We start from the raw sequence: 17227 nt of genomic DNA on the forward strand, positions 1-17227 counted from the left end.
TGTCCGAATGAGCCGCCTTGAGCGGCGCTATTTCTGAATGTTGCGCATGATCATGTCGTAATGCGCGTTCACATAGTCGTCGAGTTGCGGCAGGTTGGTCTGGCAGTCCAGGAGCTTGTCGATCGTCAATGTCAGTGCCGGGCTGAGCAGGATATGGCTGCTCTCGCTGGTCGCGGCTCCCGGCCGGAAAACACCTTCCCGGACGCCCTTTTCAATGAGGTTCTGAAACATGGTCAGCATGGGCAGGACAAACTCATTGTAGTGAGCCATTGTCAGTTCGGGAAAGCTCCGGCCGTCGGAAATCAGAAAACGCAGGATTTCCCGCGAGTAGGGATTGACGGTCATGTGCTCGTAAACCGTATCGAGGAAAAGCCGGATGAGCTCATGCGGCGGGCGGTTCTGATGCTCGCTCAGGAACTGCTCTTCGTTGAAAATCGGCTGCGAGAGCTTGCGCACGACATCGTGAAACAACTCTTCCTTGTTCTGGAAATACAGATAGATCGTGCCTTTGGTAACGCCCGCCCGCCGGGCCACATCTTCGATGCGCGTGGCGGTATAGCCGCGCTCGACGAACTCGTCGAAAGCCGCATGCAGGATCTCCTGCGGGCGCTGTGCCTTGCGGCGCGCCCGCACGCCGGGGGCGGTGTCCGGCCCGGTTGTGCTTGACGCATTTTTTATTTCGGCCATGATTTCATCCAATGGAGCCTTGAAGTCGACTTGGACAACATTATACATTGACTGAACGATCAGTCAATAATATACCCGTCACACCTTTTCATGGATTGGTTGAATGATGCGGCCTGACTTTTTCTCCTCCGGATTTGTGGTTGAGCGCCAGCGGCAACGGTATGATGTGTCTGCCGTGCCCAGGCTGCTGGTGATGATTTTGGGGCTTGCCCTGCTGGCCGGTTGCCAGCCGAAAAAAGCGGCTGAACAGAAGCCTCCGGCCCAGGTGAATGTCGCCAAGATCGTGTTCACGGATTATGCGCAGAGTGTTTCGGTAACCGGTGAAATACGGGCGAAGATCGACAGCAATCTTTCGTTCCGGGTGAGCGGGAAGGTGACCGAACGGCTTGTGGATGTGGGTGACCATGTCGCTGCCGGCGACGTGCTGGCGCGTATCGACCCGACCCAGCAGCAGGCCGACGTTGCCGCGTCCGATGCGGCGGTCCGTTCCGCCGAGGCGCAGTTACGTCAGACCACCTCCGCCTTCGACCGGCAAAAAGCGCTGCTCGCGCAGGGGTTCACCACGCGGAGCGCCTATGACAGCGCCGAGGAAGCCCAGCGCACGGCACAGGGTTCGCTCGATGCAGCCAGGGCGCAATTGCAGACATCGCGCGAAACTCTGTCCTATACCGAGTTGAAAGCCGACGCTTCCGGCGTGGTTACCGCGCGCAATATCGAGGTGGGGCAGGTGACGCAGATCGCATCGACTGCGTTCACGGTGGCGGTGGATGGTCCGCGCGACGCGATTTTCAATGTCTATGAGGGACTGGTCACGCGCAGTATCGGCGATCAGCAGATCCAGATTGTTCTGTTCGACAACCCCGCCATAACGGCCACAGGCATTATCCGCGAAGTCTCTCCGACGGTGGACGATGCCTCCGGCACCGTGCGGGTCAAGGTCGCGGTGCAAAACCCCACGCCTCAGATGGCTCTTGGTTCCGTGGTGATCGGAACGGTCAAATTGCCGGCCGTCAAGGCGGCTGTTCTGCCATCGTCGGTCTTGACCTCGGACAATGGCAAGCCGGCCGTTTGGGTCGTCGATCCGCAAACAAACGCCGTCGGCCTGCGCGACGTGACCGTGACGGCGTACGAGTCGCTGTCTGTGGCGATCGGCGGCGGATTGCAGGCCGGCGAACAGGTGGTGACGACAGGCGGAACCCGGTTGCGGCCAACCGAGATTGTAGCAATCAAGAGTGGTGATCCGTCATGAGGCGTGTTCTCGTTTATGGCGCAAGCCTTGTCAGTCTGGGTGTTGCTCTCAGTGCCTGCCAGAAGGAAGGCGAGGCCAAGCAGCCGGATGTCGTGCGTCCGGTTCTGTCGACTGTCGTCAAATCGCAAACCCTGCAGGTCCGGGGATTTGCCGGCAAGATAGAACCGCGTTTTGAAACCCAGCTCGGCTTCCGCACCCTCGGGCGCATCGTGCGCCGCGATGTGTCCGTCGGAGACCAGGTTTCGAACGGGCAGGAGATCGCGGCAATCGATCCGCTCGCGCTGGAACTGGCGGTGCAGGCGGCGCAGGCGAACCTGTCGTCCACCAAGGCACAGCTTGCCAACGCCGCGTCGACGGCCGACCGGCAGAAGGCGCTCCTCAGCCAGAATTCGGCGACGGAGGCTGTCGTCGATCAGGCGCAGCAGGCCTATGAAGCCGCCGTCGCCTCGGTTGTAAGGTCAGAAGCTGATCTGACGAAGGCGCGCGAAGAACTCGGCTATGCGGTGTTGCGGTCCGATTTCGACGGCGTGGTGACGTCCCTGCAGGCCGATGTCGGACAGACCGTGACGGCCGGCCAGCTGGTGGCCGTCGTTGCACGCCCTGATGTCCGTGAGGCGGTGGTCGATATTCCCGAAACGGTGGCTGGCGCGATCGAGGCGGGAAGCAGGTTCGGTGTCTCCCTGCAGACCGATCCGACAATACAGACGGCAGGTGTTGTCAGGGAAATCGCACCGCAGGCGGATGAAGCCACGCGCACGCGCCGAACCCGCATCACGCTGCAGCAGCCGCCGGAAGGGTTCCGCTTGGGGACCACGGTGACAGCTTATCTCACCACCGCAGCGGATCCGCGCATCCGCATTCCGGCAACGGCAATCCTCGACAAGGATGGCAAGACGTTCGTGTGGCTGATCGATGAAAAGCAGGCGGCGGTTTCGGCCAGGGAAGTCAAGCTGGAAGACCGCACCAATGCGGACGCCATTGTCGTGTCCGGACTGACCGACGGTGAACGGATCGCCACGGCCGGGGCGCATAGCCTGGTCGAAGGCCAGAAAATCAAGATGACTGACGGGAATCCGCTATGAAGAAGTTCAACCTCTCGGAATGGGCGCTCGATCACCGCTCTCTCGTCTGGTATTTCATGATCGTTTTCACGATTGCCGGGATTTTCTCCTATCTCAATCTCGGCCGCGAGGAAGACCCGAACTTCACCATCAAGACCATGGTGATCTCGGCCCAATGGCCGGGAGCCTCGGTCGAGGACACGACGACACAGGTCACCGAGCGGATTGAAAAGAAGCTCGAGGAACTCGATACGCTGGACTATACCCGCAGTGTCAGTTCGCCGGGATCGACGACGATTTTTCTCAATCTCAAGGATACGGTGCGCGGCGATGCCGTCACGCAGACCTGGATCCGCGTCCGCAACATGATCCGGGATATTTCCCCGCAGTTTCCGCAAGGGGTCGTCGGGCCGTTCTTCAATGACCAGTTCGGCGATGTCTATGGCAATGTCTACGGCTTTACCTCCGACGGGCTGAGCCGGCGGCAACTGCGCGATTACGTCGAAGACGTCAGGCGGAAAATCCTGACGGTTCCCGATGTCGGCAAGGTCGAGCTCGTGGGTGCGCAGGACGAGGCGATCTATCTGGAATTCTCGCCCAAACAGGTTGCGGCCCTGGGATTGGACCAGCAGGCCATCATCAGCACCCTGCAGGCGCAGAATGCAATCACCCCGTCGGGCGTCATCGAAACCGGCCCTGAACGGGTGATGATCCGGGTGAACGGCCAGTTCGTGTCGGAGAAGAGCCTGCAGGCCATCAACCTTCGCGTCAATGACCGCTTCTTCCGGTTGAGCGATGTCGCGCGGGTTACCCGCGGTTATGTCGATCCGCCGACCAGCCTGTTCCGCGTGAACGGCAAGGAAGCCATCGGTCTTGCCATCGGCATGAAGCCGAACGGCAACCTCTTGAAGTTTGGCGAACACCTCAAGGCGCAGATGCAGCAGATTACGGCGGATCTGCCTGTGGGCGTTGGCGTCAATCTGGTTTCGGACCAGCCGCAAATCGTCGAGGAGGCGGTATCCGGCTTCACGCGCGCGCTGTTTGAGGCCGTCGCCATCGTGCTGGCGGTCAGCTTTGTCAGCCTGGGCATGCGTGCCGGTTTCGTGGTTGCGCTGGCCATACCGCTTGTCCTGGCGATCACCTTCATGGTGATGGAATATATGGGCATCTCGCTCCAGCGTATTTCACTGGGCGCGCTGATCATCGCGCTGGGCTTGCTCGTCGATGATGCGATGATCGCGGTCGAGATGATGGTGGCGCGGCTTGAGGCAGGGGACAATCTGCGCAAGGCCGCCACCTATGTATACACGCACACGGCCTTTCCGATGCTGACAGGCACGCTGGTGACGGTATCCGGCTTCATTCCCGTCGGCCTCAACAGCAGTGCGGCGGGTGAATTCACCTACACGCTGTTCGTCGTGATCGCCGTATCGCTGGTTGTTTCGTGGATCGTGGCAGTCATCTTCACGCCGCTGCTCGGCGTGACGCTGCTGCCGAAGACCATGAAGAACAAGCACGAGAACCCCGGCCGGTTTACCCTGTGGTTCCAGCGTATTCTCCTGCTCTGCATGCGGTTCCGCTGGGTGACCATCGCCGCGACCGTCGTGATTTTCGCGGTTTCCCTGTACGGAATGGGTCACGTCCAGCAGCAGTTCTTTCCCAACTCCGACCGTCATGAGCTGATTGTCGACTGGAACCTGCCGCAGAATGCCTCGATCCTTGAAACCAAGGCGCAGATGGACAAGTTCGAGGCGGAGCAACTGGCTGGCAACGCCGATATCGATCATTGGAGTTCCTATGTCGGGCAGGGTGCCATCCGCTTCCTCCTGTCATTCGACGTGCAGCCGTCAAATCCGTTCTTCGGGCAGACGGTGATCGTGACGAAGAGCCTGGAGGCACGCGACCGGCTGCGGACGACGTTGCAGGCATGGCTGAAGAACGAGTTTCCAAGCACCGACGCCTTTGTCCATCTGCTGGATATCGGACCACCGGTCGGCCGCCCGGTCCAGTACCGTGTCAGCGGGCCGGATGTGCAGAAGGTGCGCGACTATGCTCACGATATGGCCAATCTGGTTGCCGGCAATCCATCCATCGGCGACATCACCTTCGATTGGAACGAACCCTCCCGCGTCATCAAGGTCGACGTGCTGCAGGACAAGGCGCGTCAGCTCGGGATCACCTCGGAATCGATTGCCTCGTCGCTCAATGCCGTTGTCGGCGGTTCGACGATCACGCAGGTCAGGGATTCGATCTATCTGATCAATGTGGTCGTGCGCGCCCGCGCCGATGAACGCGGCTCGATCGACCAGCTTCGCAACATCCAGCTGACGACCAGCAACGGCCAGTCCGTGCCGGCTGCGGCCGTTGCAAACTTCCGCTACGAGTTGGAGCAGTCGGTGGTATGGCGTCGCGCGCGCCAACCCACCATAACGCTCAAGGCGGGTATCGTCGGCGACCTTCAGCCCGCAACAGTGGTGACGCAGCTGGCGCCCAAGGTCGCTGAGTTCGCGGGCAAGCTGCCGCCGGGTTACGGTGTTGTCGTGGGCGGTGCTGTGGAAGAAAGCGGCAAGGCCCAGGCGCCCATCGCAGCCGTTGCTCCGCTCATGCTGTTTGCCATGGTGACTCTTTTGATGATCCAGCTGCAAAGCTTCCAGCGGCTGTTCCTGGTCTTTGCGGTAGCGCCGCTGGCCATCATCGGCGTCGTTGCCGCGCTGCTCTCCAGCAATTCCCCGCTTGGCTTCGTGGCTTTGCTGGGCGTCCTGGCGTTGATCGGCATTCTGATCCGCAATTCCGTGATCCTTGTCGTCCAGATCGAGGATCTCCGGCGGGAAGGCAAGGATCCGTGGAGTGCGGTGGTCGAAGCGACGGAGCATCGCATGCGGCCGATCATGCTGACGGCAGCCGCGGCCAGCCTTGCGCTGATCCCGATTGCCCGGGAAATATTCTGGGGGCCGATGGCCTATGCCATGATGGGCGGCATTATCGTGGGTACGGTGCTGACGCTTCTGTTCCTGCCCGCACTCTACATTGCATGGTTCCGCATCAAGGCGCCTGACAACACGGTTCCGCCCGCGGGGCATCAGGAACCGGCAAGCGCGAATGCATGATTGGTTGAAGCGGGCGGAGCCAGCTTTCCGCCCATAAAAAACCGGGGCCTTGCGGCCCCGGACAATCAGCTTTAGCGATGACTAGAAATTGCGCTGGAAGCGGATGATACCACCGAAGGCATCGTCGTTGCCGCCGTGGGCAAGGGAGTAGTCCTTACGCGCGCCGTCAAACTTCGTGTAGTTGAGTTCCGGTGTGATCGTGAAGCCGGGAACGAGCTCGTAAGCAACGTTCAAAGCAGCGGCAATCGTGCCCTGTTCTTCGTAAGCAACCTGCGCATTGACGGTTGCCTTGTCGGTAACCTTGGCAGCCAGGCCGCCCCAGATGGCGTAGTCGCCTTCCCATGTGCCGAACCAGTTGCAGTTGACATTGGTGTTGAAGGACTGGTCGTCATAGTTGGTCTGGTAGGCGCCCATCACCCAGGCGGAAACCGTATCGGTGAACTTGACATCCAGACGAGCCTTGAAGCCCCATTCTTCCACGGCGGAGTCATAACCGGCGATACCGGAGATCGTTCCCCAGCCCTGTTCGTACTTGGCGCCCACGAGCACGTGGGGCATGTAGTCATCGATGCGGTAATCGTAACCCTGATCCACTTCGCCCTGCTCGGCGGCGATGATCGCCGAGAAGCCATTCCCGGCGTTATATGTGTAGCTTATCTGGTTGCTGGCAAAGCTGTTGTACTGGATCACGTCGTCATTGATGATGTTACCGGCATATCCGACCCACGAGCCGAAGATTTCGTCGGCCACGCCGACGCGGAAGCCGCCCAGTTCGATAAAGGCCTGCGGAATGGACGCGCCATCCTGATTGCCATCGGTATACTGGAAACGCGTCTGGATGTAGGAGCGCAATGTGCCAAGTTCGGTTTCCGTCCGGGCATCAAAACGCACCTCGGCACGGGCACGCTTGTAATAGGTGTCGTTCTGGCCGCCCATGTGTCCGCCCTTGTAGGGGTCGTCACCACCGCCGGCATCGTAGCGCATGTAACCGCCGATCTTCAGGCATGTCTCGGTGCCCGGGATATAGAAGAAGCCGGCACCATATGCGTCACACACTTTGACGTACTCGACGGCTTCTGGTTCAGCGACAACAACTGCATCTGCAGCGCGGGCTCCCGATACTGCAACAAGTGCAGCGGCAGAGCCGAGAAGAAGAGTTTTGATATTCATGTCGATCTCCAGTGAAGGATCATTGTTCTAGGGGCAAGCCAAATTCGCAGTGCCTCACTTATGTCTTACTTGGGTACCCTTTTGGTCAAAGGACATAACTGGTGGTATATTGCTACCAGACGCAATGTTGCCAATTTGCACCAGTCGCCGAGACGCAAAATGCCGTCATGGCGTGTCGGCCTTGTCTTTCCGGCTGCGCGAAACGCCCAGCCGGCTTACTGTTTTTCGTTGCAAATCAAATCTTTGTAAGGTCCGGGTCCTGCCAGAGGACACCGACGAATCCCGTTCACGAAAACCGCAATTTTCCGCAAATGTCGCGGGAAAGCCGCATCCGGCGCAATTTGGCGGCGCAAAGTTGGTAGCAAAAAGCCACCAGTTTTATCCTTTGACTGCCTGGAAAATCGGATGCAACGTGAACCGGCAAATTCTCGTTCACGCGGCAAGACTGCGTTGAACAGGAAGGCAAATGAGTTCAATTGATCTCCAGTCAATGCTCAACGACCCTGCCTTTCCAAGGGGCAGGGTCATTTCTTTTGAGCATGATGGTCGAGATCGGATGGCGCGGCGCGTGCGCTTTCCACAAGCGAAGGTCTTCAGGCGTTGCGATCTATGGGCAACAGATCGTAATCCCCGTTGGCAAGATGAATGTCGAATTGGGCGCGGGCTATATGGGCGGCGACCATGTTTTCGAAGACATCATTGAGGGTCGGCAATATCTCGATCTGCCGGCCGCCGTCTTCGAGCAAGCGCACCAGCCCTTCCGCTTCGGCCCGTTTCATAAGCCGGCGAATATGGGTGCGTGACACGCCGAAAAGATTGCCGATTTCATCATAGGGAAAGCTGACGATATTCTCCCGGTCTGCCGGTTGCTGCTCCTTCATTGTCATCAGCTTGCAGAGCAGGACTCCGCCGCCATCGCTGATGGCGAAGAGTTGGGAACTGTGCAGGTTGGAAATCATGGTGCTGACATTGAGCAGCGAATGCAGGCTGGAGGCGAAATAGCGTTCGAGGAAGCCGTCCGTGCCGTCGATCAATTGCTTGTAATGTCTCGAAGGAAACAATTTGTCGGCCGCTGCGATCGCAACGCCGACAATCCTGCGCATGCCGGATATCAGCTTGTCCGTCGGCTGGATCAGATGGTTCCGGTGGTCGGTTTCGTCGAGCACGCGGCTGACGAGCCCGATATTCTCCAGAAGATCGATTGTCGCCGAGGTGGTGTTCTTGCTGCAGAGCTTCAGGCTCGACGTTATGTTCTGGATGCTGGAAATGGTTGCGCCGTGATGTCCATTGTCGCGCGTGAAATGCAGTGCGAGAATCGACATGCAGATGACTTGCCGGGCGACATTCGCCATGACCTTGTTGGCCATGTAGCGGCCCTCAAAAATTCCAACGGCGTCGTCCGCATAGTCCGCCGCTGCTTCGCTGAAATTGGGATGCTGACGCAGGATCGCGACCCGCTGCAGCAGCCACTCGGAACGTGTTTCATGACTTATGAAGGGAAGGGTTTCGGGCATCCGGTCGTTCATGAAGGCTATTCCCATTCGATTGCCACTCCGTCTGGATTTGCACCAGTGTCGTTTTGCCCTTTGCGGGCAGTTGGTTCGGCGGGTGTCGGGGAGCCCTGTCCTGATCACGCAATGTACATGCTCCTGCGATGAACGCTGATAACAAGTGCGTGAATCAAACGGCACGCCTTGCGTGTGGTCTGGCTTCCCCGGGTGCAGAAATTGCCTTCACCCCGCGCAAGCGGTCTTGCCTGTTGCGCGACTGGTCTCGGCGGGATGGTCAGGTTTGGGACGGTAAAGACAGGGCGTCCATAGCCGTTACTTGGCGGAATAGGCGGCAATCATGGCGTCGCACGCCCGCTTCAACTGTTGCTGAGGGCCTTCCACGCCAGCACTTTGGCCGCACACGCGGGCCCCCTCGACAAGCAGCACAAGCGCATCCGCCAATTGTTCAGCCTGTGTGACCCCTGCCATGCGGCAAAGATCGATCAGGCGCTGCTTGTGCACTTTCTTGGCATCGACGATCACTTTGAAAGCGGGGTGATTCGCTTCCTTGAGTTCAATGGCTGCATTGGCCAGGTCGCAGCCGCGCGGGTCACTGAACACGCATTCGGCGGCTTCATGAATCCAGCCGCGTATCTGCGCCAGCGGATCATCCGGAAAGGCCGTTTCCAGATCGCGCCAGATCTGTTCGCGCCGTGCGGAAACCTGTTTGAGGCACTCGCAGATCAGATCGTCCTTGGATCCGAAGTGGCGATACAGCGTCATCTTGTTGGAATCGGCGGCCTCGGCAATCGCGTCGACACCAACGCCCTTGATGCCTTGCTGGCGAAACAGCTCGATGGCACTGGCCACGATGCGGGCGCGCGGCGGCATTCGGCTGCCGTCGGATTCCCCTGATATAACAGTATCGTGAGGTTTCGAAATTTCCTGCGTAGGCGCGCTTGACATAGATGTTACCGTCCAGTAACTATGGGTTGTTACTTACCGGTAACACGCATTTGGTTCTCATGTCAATTTTTCAAATTGGTGTTCGGGCCGACGCCTTACAAAAGTACTGATTTACCATTCTATTCGTTATTGCGGCGCCATTGCCGCGCAGAAGGAGAGCATCATGCCACAGACATATGCCGATCTTACCCTTGCTGAAGCTTTATCAGATCCCATGATCAACGCCGTCATGCGCGCTGACCATGTGACCCGCAGCGAGCTTGAACTCCTTATGAAATCTGTGGCGCGAAAAAATATCGAGGCTGTCGCATCCAACAATTGGCAGCGCCCGTTTACGGTGGATCAACCCGCAGTATCCAAGAGCCTGCTTGCCATGGGCGCGCGCGTTCGCTCGGCCTGCTGCGAAGGGTCCGTTTAGCGTTCGGGTTGGAGTTCGGGCAGTCCACGGATTGCCAATGCAAATGATCGCCGGCAGTTCCCATGGGAGCTGCCGGTTTTGTTTTGCAGCAAGCGATGCTGCACAGGATTTTCGCAGTTGCACAAAATATCGGCAGACAATGTGCAATTGTTGAGCGCGGCTGTCTGTCTTGGCGGCCCGGTTTTGTTTGCTGGCAAGCGATCATTTGCTGTTTTTACGCCTCCGGGCGGAGCCGCAATTAAGCCTCCGTCGAAAGTGGCACGCAAATTGCTTTGGCTAGTGTATCCGCAGGTGATGGCGCACGATTGGGCGCAGCACCCGCAAAAAGGATCAGCACGCACAACTACCTATGAGAGAAGCCATAATGACAAAATACAAACTCGAATACATCTGGCTCGACGGTTACACGCCGGTCCCCAACCTTCGCGGCAAGACGCAGGTCAAGGAATTCGATGCTTTCCCCAAACTGGAACAGCTGCCTCTCTGGAACTTTGACGGAAGTTCGACGATGCAGGCCGAGGGCAGAAGTTCGGACTGTGTTTTGAAGCCGGTTGCCGTCTATCCGGACAGCGAGCGCAAGAATGGCGTTCTCGTGATGTGCGAAGTGATGATGCCCGATGGCAAGACACCGCATCCTTCCAATACGCGTGCAAGCATCAATGACGATGAAGGCGCATGGTTCGGGTTCGAACAGGAATATTTCCTCTACAAGAACGGCCGCCCGCTCGGCTTCCCCGAGGCCGGTTTTCCGGCACCCCAGGGCCCCTATTATACGGGCGTCGGCTACAGCAATGTCGGCGATGTCGCCCGCAAGATCGTCGAAGAACATCTCGATATCTGCCTTGCTGCCGGTCTGAATCACGAAGGCATCAATGCCGAAGTGGCCAAGGGACAGTGGGAATTCCAGATTTTCGGCAAGGGCTCCAAGAAGGCCGCTGACGAAATCTGGATGGCGCGCTATCTCCTGCAGCGTCTGTGCGAAAAGTACGGTATCGACGTCGAATACCATTGCAAGCCGCTCGGTGATACCGATTGGAATGGTTCCGGCATGCATGCCAACTTCTCGACGGACTATATGCGCGAAGTCGGCGGCAAGGATTATTTCGAACAGGTCATGGCTGCGTTCGAAACCGCCTGCGATGAGCATATTGCCGTCTACGGACCGGACAACCATCTGCGCCTGACCGGCAAGCACGAGACCCAGTCCATCCATCAGTTCAGCTATGGCGTCGCCGATCGCGGTGCGTCGATCCGCGTGCCGCACAGCTTTGTCGCCAATGGCTACCGGGGCTACCTCGAAGATCGCCGTCCGAATTCCCAGGGCGATCCCTACCAGATCGCGTCGCAGATTCTGCGCACGATCGCATCGGTTCCGGAGCCGGTCGAAGACAGGCTCGCTGCCGTCGCTTAAGTTGTTCCGGCATGGCGCGGGTTTTCCCGCGCCATGCCGCTCCCCTCGGATGAGCGATGCCAATCGATCGAGATCCGAAGCCGGCTGCAGGCCTGTTCACAGCCAACCCTTTGCCATACCTCCGGTAGAATATGAACTCACTTGCAATCAGTAAGTGAGAAGATCATGCTGTGTTTGCAATGCCATGGATCAATCATGCCGGGTCACGCTGATGCGCAATTCACCTGCAAATATTCCTGGAAGCGAGACATTTTCAGCCACAATCGACGTGCAGATTCCACTTGATGACTTCGAGTGGTGCGTTGAAAATGCGCTTCACTCCCCAGGGACGGGAGGCATCAAGGCATTGTTAAACCGGAACGCATGGTGCGTGCCCGGGGGAAACGCGAACCAGATCGCAAGGAACATGTGAAGATGAACCAGTTTCTGACACATACGCTCGCCGCATCGGTGATTGTCGGCGCCGGATTGACACTATTTGCCCTCCCTGCATCCGCAGCGAGCACCGCTGCCCAGTCTGTCACCAAGGAGTGCAGCACGAAGTACAATGCGGCCAAGCAGGCCGGTACGCTCAATGGCCAGAAATGGCCGCAGTTCCTGTCGACCTGCAGTGCGAGCCTGAAGACCGATGCTGCGGCACCGGCTCCTGCGGCCACGGCACCGGCGGTCAAGCAGGCCCAGGATGCCACCAAGCCGGCCAAGACGCCGGCAATGGCAGCAGCGCCGGCAGCAGCCGGAGCCATGTCGGCCAAAGCCGTGACCAAGGAATGCAGCACCCAGTATCAGGCAGCCAAAACCGCCGGTACATTGAAGGACCAGAAGTGGCCGCAATTCCTGTCGGCGTGCAGCGACAGCCTCAAGGCAGACAAGTCCGATGCGGCAACGCCGCCGGAACCGGCCGCCGCGCCGGCCAAGGCGACCGCCGGCAAAGCGGGCGCAGCCACCGAAACTGCCGCCAACGGCAAACCTTTGTCTGCCGGTGAAATCGCATTCCGTTCCCGCATTCGCGAATGCGGCGATGAGTGGCAGAAGGCAAAGGCTGCCAACAAGGTCGCCGGCCAGACATGGCCGCAATACTGGAGTGCTTGCAACACCCGCCTGAAGTCTGAATAGGAACAACCTGCCATTTGGCAGGCCGCGATTGAATTCCAGAAACGCCCGGACGGCCAATTGCCTGTCCGGGCGTTTCTGCTTGCAACGTCGTGGCTTTTCTGGCGTCATCCAACGCTCATAGAGGCGGTATAATATCCGGCTCTGCGCTCGCAAACAGGAGAATGCCATGCCGATCCAGGATCTGGTGAACACCATAGCCACCCAAGCCAATCTCGATCCGCAGGCAGCGGAAAAGGCGGCTGGAACCGTGCTGTCCGTGCTCCAGCATGAAGCTCCGGAACAGGCAGCCAGCCTCTTTGCCAAGATGCCAGGCGCGGCCCAGCTGGCGCAGAGTTTCGACGTCATGGCTGCCGGCAATCAGTCGGGCGGGCTCATCTCCAGCATAACCGGGTTTCTCAGCGGCGCGGCGGGTGAAAAAGTCGGCGCGCTGGTCAATGGCATGGCGGCGCTCAAGGCCAGCGGCTTGACGGTGGAGCAGATTCAGCAGGCGGGTACCGCCGTGATCGCCCATGCCAAGCAATCCGCCGATCCGCAGCTGGTCGACAAGATTGTTGCGTCGGTTCCCGGCCTGAAGGGGCATTTTGGTCTCTGAAGCAATGGGGTTGATGCGGTTGCCGGCTGACAACCGCATCGCCACCGGATAAACCGCTTCTCGTATCGCCAGGGGTTAGCGAAGGAGCGGGCAGGATGAACGGAACGCGACGCGCGTTTTACTTCGCGCTTGGCTGGGTGATGGTGGCGCTCGGCTTTGTCGGCGCGCTCCTTCCGGTCATGCCCACCACCATTTTCCTGATCATCGCTGCCTGGTGTTTCGGCCGTTCTTCGCCGCGTTTCGAGAAATGGCTGCTGGGACACCCGGTCTTCGGCCCGACTCTGGTGCAGTGGCAGCACCATGGCGCCATCCCGCTCCGGGTGAAATGGATCGCCTGCGGCGGCATGGCGTTCGGTTATGGCTCCTTCTGGTATTTTGCCCGGCCGACGCCGCTTCTCGGCGGTGCCGTCATGTTGTTCTTCATCGCCTGCGCCGTTTATGTCGTTTCCCGCCCGACCGGAAAATGACGGGCGACCTCGTGCGAATCGAAACGCCCATTCAAGGCCATTGACGTCCCGTCGGTGATGCAGGGAGGTTCCGTCCTGCGGATAAGCGGGATCGCGCAAACCCGGAAGTTGCAGGAATCGGGTGGACAGCGGGCGCGCGGGAGAGATGCCGCCCCGAAAAACAGTTGACAAGCGCGCACAAAAATCCAACTCTATTACATTAAAAGGGGATATATTCCATTACAGTGGAATTATTTGGATGAGGAGCAGCGGTGTCTGATTTACTTGTAAGCTTGTACACCGACAAGCTGGCCGAACTGAAGACCAAGGCTGACGGCGTTGCTGTGACCATCCGTCCGGTGCTTGCGCCCGAGGCGCAACTGGTCACGGACTGGGTCCGCGAACATTTCAGCGCCAATTGGGCCAGCGAAGTCACGGTTGCCATCACCCGCCAGCCCTCGGCCTGTCTCATCGCCATCGAGGATGGCGCGCTTGCAGGATTTGCCTGCTACGACGCGATAGCGCGCGGCTTTTTCGGCCCGACGGGCGTCCATCCCGACAAGCAGGGGAAGGGCTTCGGCCTTGCCCTCTTTTCAGCCGCCTTGCAAACCATGAAAACGCTCGGCCATGCCTATGCGTTCATCGGTGATGCCGGTCCGGTGGACTTCTACGTGAAGGCCGTCGGCGCCATCGAAATCCCGTCCGAAAACAAAGGCATCTATCAGGGCATGTTGCGCGCCAAGCGAACCTGAAGCCTATCCCCCATCACAGTTCCCATGGAGTGAATACAGTGTCCAGCCAATTGCCTCTCGCCCTGTTCGTCGGCATTCCCAACCCGGTCCTGTCATCCGATGAGATCGCGCTGTTTCGCGAGACCAACCCGCTCGGCCTCTTTGTCGGCCGCCGCAACCAGCGTGAGCCCGAGCAGGTCAAGGCATTGATCGAAAGTTTCCGCGAGGCTGTCGGGCGTGCCGATGCGCCGGTCTTCACCGACCAGGAGGGCGGCCGCGTTCAGCATCTCGACGCCGGTCCGTGGCCGCTGTTCCGCAGTTTTGGCGAGTTTGCCCGTCTCGCCCGGCATGATCTTGAGCTGGCGCGAAAGGCGCTGCGGCTCTCTTCCCGTGCCATGGGCACCATGATGACCGAGCTTGGTCTTTCCAGCGGCTGCTCGCCGGTGCTCGATCTGGTGTTCGATACCACAAGCGACGTCATCGGCGCCCGGTCATTCGGGGCTGATCCGGAACTCGTGACGCTGCTCGGCCGCGAGGTCATCGACGGTCTGCTGGAGACGGGCAACATGCCGGTCATGAAGCACATCCCGGGCCACGGCCGCGCCACGCTGGATTCCCACAAGGAGCGGCCGGTCGTCGATGCGAGCAAGGAAACCCTCCTTGCCACGGATTTCAAGCCGTTCATCGATCTCAAGGATACGCCCTGGGCGATGGTGGCGCATGTGGTCTATTCGGCCTATGACAAGGAGCAGCCCGCTTCCGTCTCTCCCGTCATGCTGGATGTCATCCGCAAGGACCTGGGGTATGACGGCGTCCTCATCTCCGACTGCATTTTCATGAATTCTCTGACCGGCACCATGCCGGAACGCGTCGCGCAGGTTCTCGACGCGGGCTTCGATATTGCGCTGCACAGCCATGGCGACCTCGCGGACAGCGAAGCGGCGGCGAAGGCATCCCGCCCGCTGACCGCAGACGCCGCCCGCCGTATCGCCGCCGCCAATGCCCGGCTTGGATCGCTGAAAGTCGATGTCAAGGCGGTGCATGCGGAAGTGGAAGACATGTTTGCCGGTGCACTGGTCAGCTGATCGTCTTTAATCAATAAAAACAGGGGAATACGCATGTCGAGAAACCGTCTGTTTGCAGCAGCTTCTGCAATGATGCTCCTGTCTGCGCCTGCCATGGCGCAGACAGTGCTGACCGTCAACATCGAGCCGGCCACCACCTGGGTGCGCAATTTCAATCCGTTCAACCAGACGTCGGCCCGTCAGAGCACGCTTGATTTCATTTATGAGCCGCTCGTCGTCTTCAACCGCTTCGACAACAACAAGCCGAATTATCGCCTCGCCGAAAGTTTCAAGCTGGCGGACGATCTGAAGAGCATCGAGTTCAAGCTGCGGCCGGACATGAAATGGTCGGATGGCAAGCCGCTGACCTCGGCCGACGTCAAATTCACCTATGACTATCTGCAGAAGTTCCCGGCGCTGGATTTCGTCAGCATCTGGAAATTCATCAGCGGCGTCGAGGTTGTCGATGCGCAGACCGTTCGGTTCACGCTGGTCAATCCAAGCTCGCTGGCCGCCGACCAGCTGGTGCAGGTTCCGATCATTCCGGAACATGTCTGGAAGGACATTGCCGATCCGGTGACTTTCGCCAACGAGAATCCGGTCGGCAGCGGCCCGATGACCGAGATTGCCCGGTTCACCGGCCAGACCTACGACCAGTGCCGCAATCCGAACTATTGGGATGCCAAGGACCTCAAGATCGACTGCATGCGCTTCCCGCAATTGGCCGATAACAACCAGATCCTGACCGCAACCGCCAATGGTACGCTCGATTGGGGTGTGTCGTTCCTGCCGGACATCGAGAACACCTATGTGGCAAAGGACCCGAAGAACTTCCACTACTGGTACACGCCGGGCAGCATGGTTGCTTTCCTGTTCAATCTGGAAACGGCCAATGCCAACAACCGCAAGGCCTTCAACGACGTGAAATTCCGCCGCGCGGTCAGCATGGCGCTGGACCGCAAGGGCATGATCGACGTGGCCGGTTACGGCTATCCCACGCTGAACGACGATCCCTCGGGCATGGGCGAACTGTACAAGAACTGGTCCGATCCGTCTGTGCTCACCGACTTCGGCAAATACGGCAAATATGACACGGACGCGGCCAAGGCCCTGCTCGACGAGGCGGGCTATGTGGACAAGGACGGCGACGGCTTCCGTGACAACCCCGATGGCACCAAGCTGTCGTTCTCGCTGATCGTGCCCAATGCCTGGACGGACTGGATCGACACGGTGCAGATCGCCATCGAAGGCATGCAGGCGGCCGGGCTCGACGTGAAGATCGCCACGCCGGAAGAAGCCGTCTGGTCGGGTAACCTGATCAATGGCAATTTCGACATGGCCATCAACAGCCTGCCGGCGGCGGCCTCGCCCTATTATCCCTATCAGCGCGCCTATAACGAGCAGGACAAGGGCAAGACCCGCTTTACCGCGCAGCGCTGGTTCAACCCTGATCTTGCCAAGCTGATGGTGGATTTCACGCGGACCGCTGATCCGGCTGAACAGAAGACCGTGATGAACAAGGCCCAGCGCATTGTTGCGGAAAACCTGCCGATGATGCCAGTGTTCAACAATCCGAACTGGTATCAGTACAACACCAAGCGGTTCACCGGCTGGTCGACAAAGGAGCACCCCTTCGTCAATCCGTCGATCACCCGCAACAACCCGGCGCGTCTCATCCACCTCCTGGCGCTCGAGCCGGTCAAATAGGCATCGCACAGGCGG

At 59.2% G+C, this 17227-nt stretch carries 15 protein-coding genes; 11 read left to right on the forward strand and 4 right to left on the reverse strand.

The genetic code is table 11. The annotated features are described in order from the left end of the window. Positions 1 to 27: 27 nt before the first annotated feature. Positions 28 to 687 carry a TetR/AcrR family transcriptional regulator gene (locus ACZ5FP_RS23120; protein ID WP_464664799.1) on the reverse strand — a complete coding sequence of 220 codons (660 nt, stop codon included), beginning with the start codon at positions 685 to 687 and terminating at the stop codon, positions 28 to 30. 103 nt (positions 688 to 790) lie between these two features. Between ACZ5FP_RS23120 and ACZ5FP_RS23125 the strand changes: the two genes are divergently transcribed. Genes ACZ5FP_RS23125 through ACZ5FP_RS23135 form a run of 3 tightly spaced genes read left to right on the forward strand, consistent with a single transcriptional unit; the run spans position 791 to position 6104 of the window. Then, positions 791 to 1936, forward strand: coding sequence for an efflux RND transporter periplasmic adaptor subunit (locus ACZ5FP_RS23125; protein ID WP_464664800.1), 1146 nt, complete (start codon positions 791 to 793; stop codon positions 1934 to 1936). Further along, complete coding sequence (locus tag ACZ5FP_RS23130; RefSeq protein WP_464664801.1) at positions 1933 to 3018, forward strand: efflux RND transporter periplasmic adaptor subunit; 1086 nt, start codon at positions 1933 to 1935, stop codon at positions 3016 to 3018. Before ACZ5FP_RS23125 ends, ACZ5FP_RS23130 begins: the two co-directional genes overlap by 4 nt. After that, positions 3015 to 6104 (forward strand): efflux RND transporter permease subunit, encoded by a 3090-nt coding sequence (locus ACZ5FP_RS23135; protein WP_464664802.1) that lies wholly within the window; start codon positions 3015 to 3017, stop codon positions 6102 to 6104. The genes ACZ5FP_RS23130 and ACZ5FP_RS23135 overlap by 4 nt, the downstream gene beginning before the upstream one ends. Positions 6105 to 6185: 81 nt before the next feature. Here the strand turns inward: ACZ5FP_RS23135 and ACZ5FP_RS23140 are convergent, their stop codons facing one another. From ACZ5FP_RS23140 to ACZ5FP_RS23150, 3 genes are all read right to left on the reverse strand, one after another. Then, positions 6186 to 7274, reverse strand: coding sequence for a porin (locus ACZ5FP_RS23140; RefSeq protein WP_464664803.1), 1089 nt, complete (start codon positions 7272 to 7274; stop codon positions 6186 to 6188). Between the two features lie 593 nt (positions 7275 to 7867). Beyond that, positions 7868 to 8800, reverse strand: a complete 933-nt coding sequence (locus ACZ5FP_RS23145) for a helix-turn-helix domain-containing protein (RefSeq protein ID WP_223614723.1) — start codon at positions 8798 to 8800, stop codon at positions 7868 to 7870. Positions 8801 to 9097: 297 nt separating this feature from the next. After that, complete coding sequence (locus ACZ5FP_RS23150) at positions 9098 to 9655, reverse strand: TetR/AcrR family transcriptional regulator (protein WP_223614724.1); 558 nt, start codon at positions 9653 to 9655, stop codon at positions 9098 to 9100. Between the two features lie 238 nt (positions 9656 to 9893). Between ACZ5FP_RS23150 and ACZ5FP_RS23155 the strand changes: the two genes are divergently transcribed. The 8 genes from ACZ5FP_RS23155 to ACZ5FP_RS23190 all read left to right on the forward strand — a co-directional run bounded on the left by ACZ5FP_RS23155 (position 9894) and on the right by ACZ5FP_RS23190 (position 17212). After that, positions 9894 to 10148, forward strand: a complete 255-nt coding sequence (locus ACZ5FP_RS23155; RefSeq protein WP_223614725.1) for a hypothetical protein — start codon at positions 9894 to 9896, stop codon at positions 10146 to 10148. Between the two features lie 364 nt (positions 10149 to 10512). Then, positions 10513 to 11559, forward strand: a complete 1047-nt coding sequence (locus ACZ5FP_RS23160; RefSeq protein WP_464664804.1) for a glutamine synthetase beta-grasp domain-containing protein — start codon at positions 10513 to 10515, stop codon at positions 11557 to 11559. Between the two features lie 414 nt (positions 11560 to 11973). Beyond that, complete coding sequence (locus tag ACZ5FP_RS23165; protein ID WP_464664805.1) at positions 11974 to 12672, forward strand: hypothetical protein; 699 nt, start codon at positions 11974 to 11976, stop codon at positions 12670 to 12672. A gap of 166 nt (positions 12673 to 12838) precedes the next feature. Next, positions 12839 to 13264 (forward strand): hypothetical protein, encoded by a 426-nt coding sequence (locus ACZ5FP_RS23170; protein ID WP_223614728.1) that lies wholly within the window; start codon positions 12839 to 12841, stop codon positions 13262 to 13264. 95 nt (positions 13265 to 13359) lie between these two features. Then, positions 13360 to 13731 (forward strand): YbaN family protein, encoded by a 372-nt coding sequence (locus ACZ5FP_RS23175; RefSeq protein ID WP_464664806.1) that lies wholly within the window; start codon positions 13360 to 13362, stop codon positions 13729 to 13731. Between the two features lie 251 nt (positions 13732 to 13982). After that, positions 13983 to 14462 carry a GNAT family N-acetyltransferase gene (locus ACZ5FP_RS23180; RefSeq protein WP_464664807.1) on the forward strand — a complete coding sequence of 160 codons (480 nt, stop codon included), beginning with the start codon at positions 13983 to 13985 and terminating at the stop codon, positions 14460 to 14462. A 38-nt stretch (positions 14463 to 14500) separates the two neighbouring features. Continuing rightward, positions 14501 to 15526: a glycoside hydrolase family 3 N-terminal domain-containing protein gene (locus ACZ5FP_RS23185; RefSeq protein ID WP_464664808.1), complete on the forward strand. Its 1026-nt coding sequence runs from the start codon at positions 14501 to 14503 to the stop codon at positions 15524 to 15526. Between the two features lie 33 nt (positions 15527 to 15559). Next, a complete protein-coding gene (locus ACZ5FP_RS23190; protein ID WP_464664809.1) occupies positions 15560 to 17212 on the forward strand; it encodes an ABC transporter substrate-binding protein in 1653 nt (550 codons plus the stop codon). The last annotated feature ends 15 nt before the right edge of the window (positions 17213 to 17227 follow it).

It is taken from the genome of Phyllobacterium sp. T2-21 (assembly GCF_055378485.1).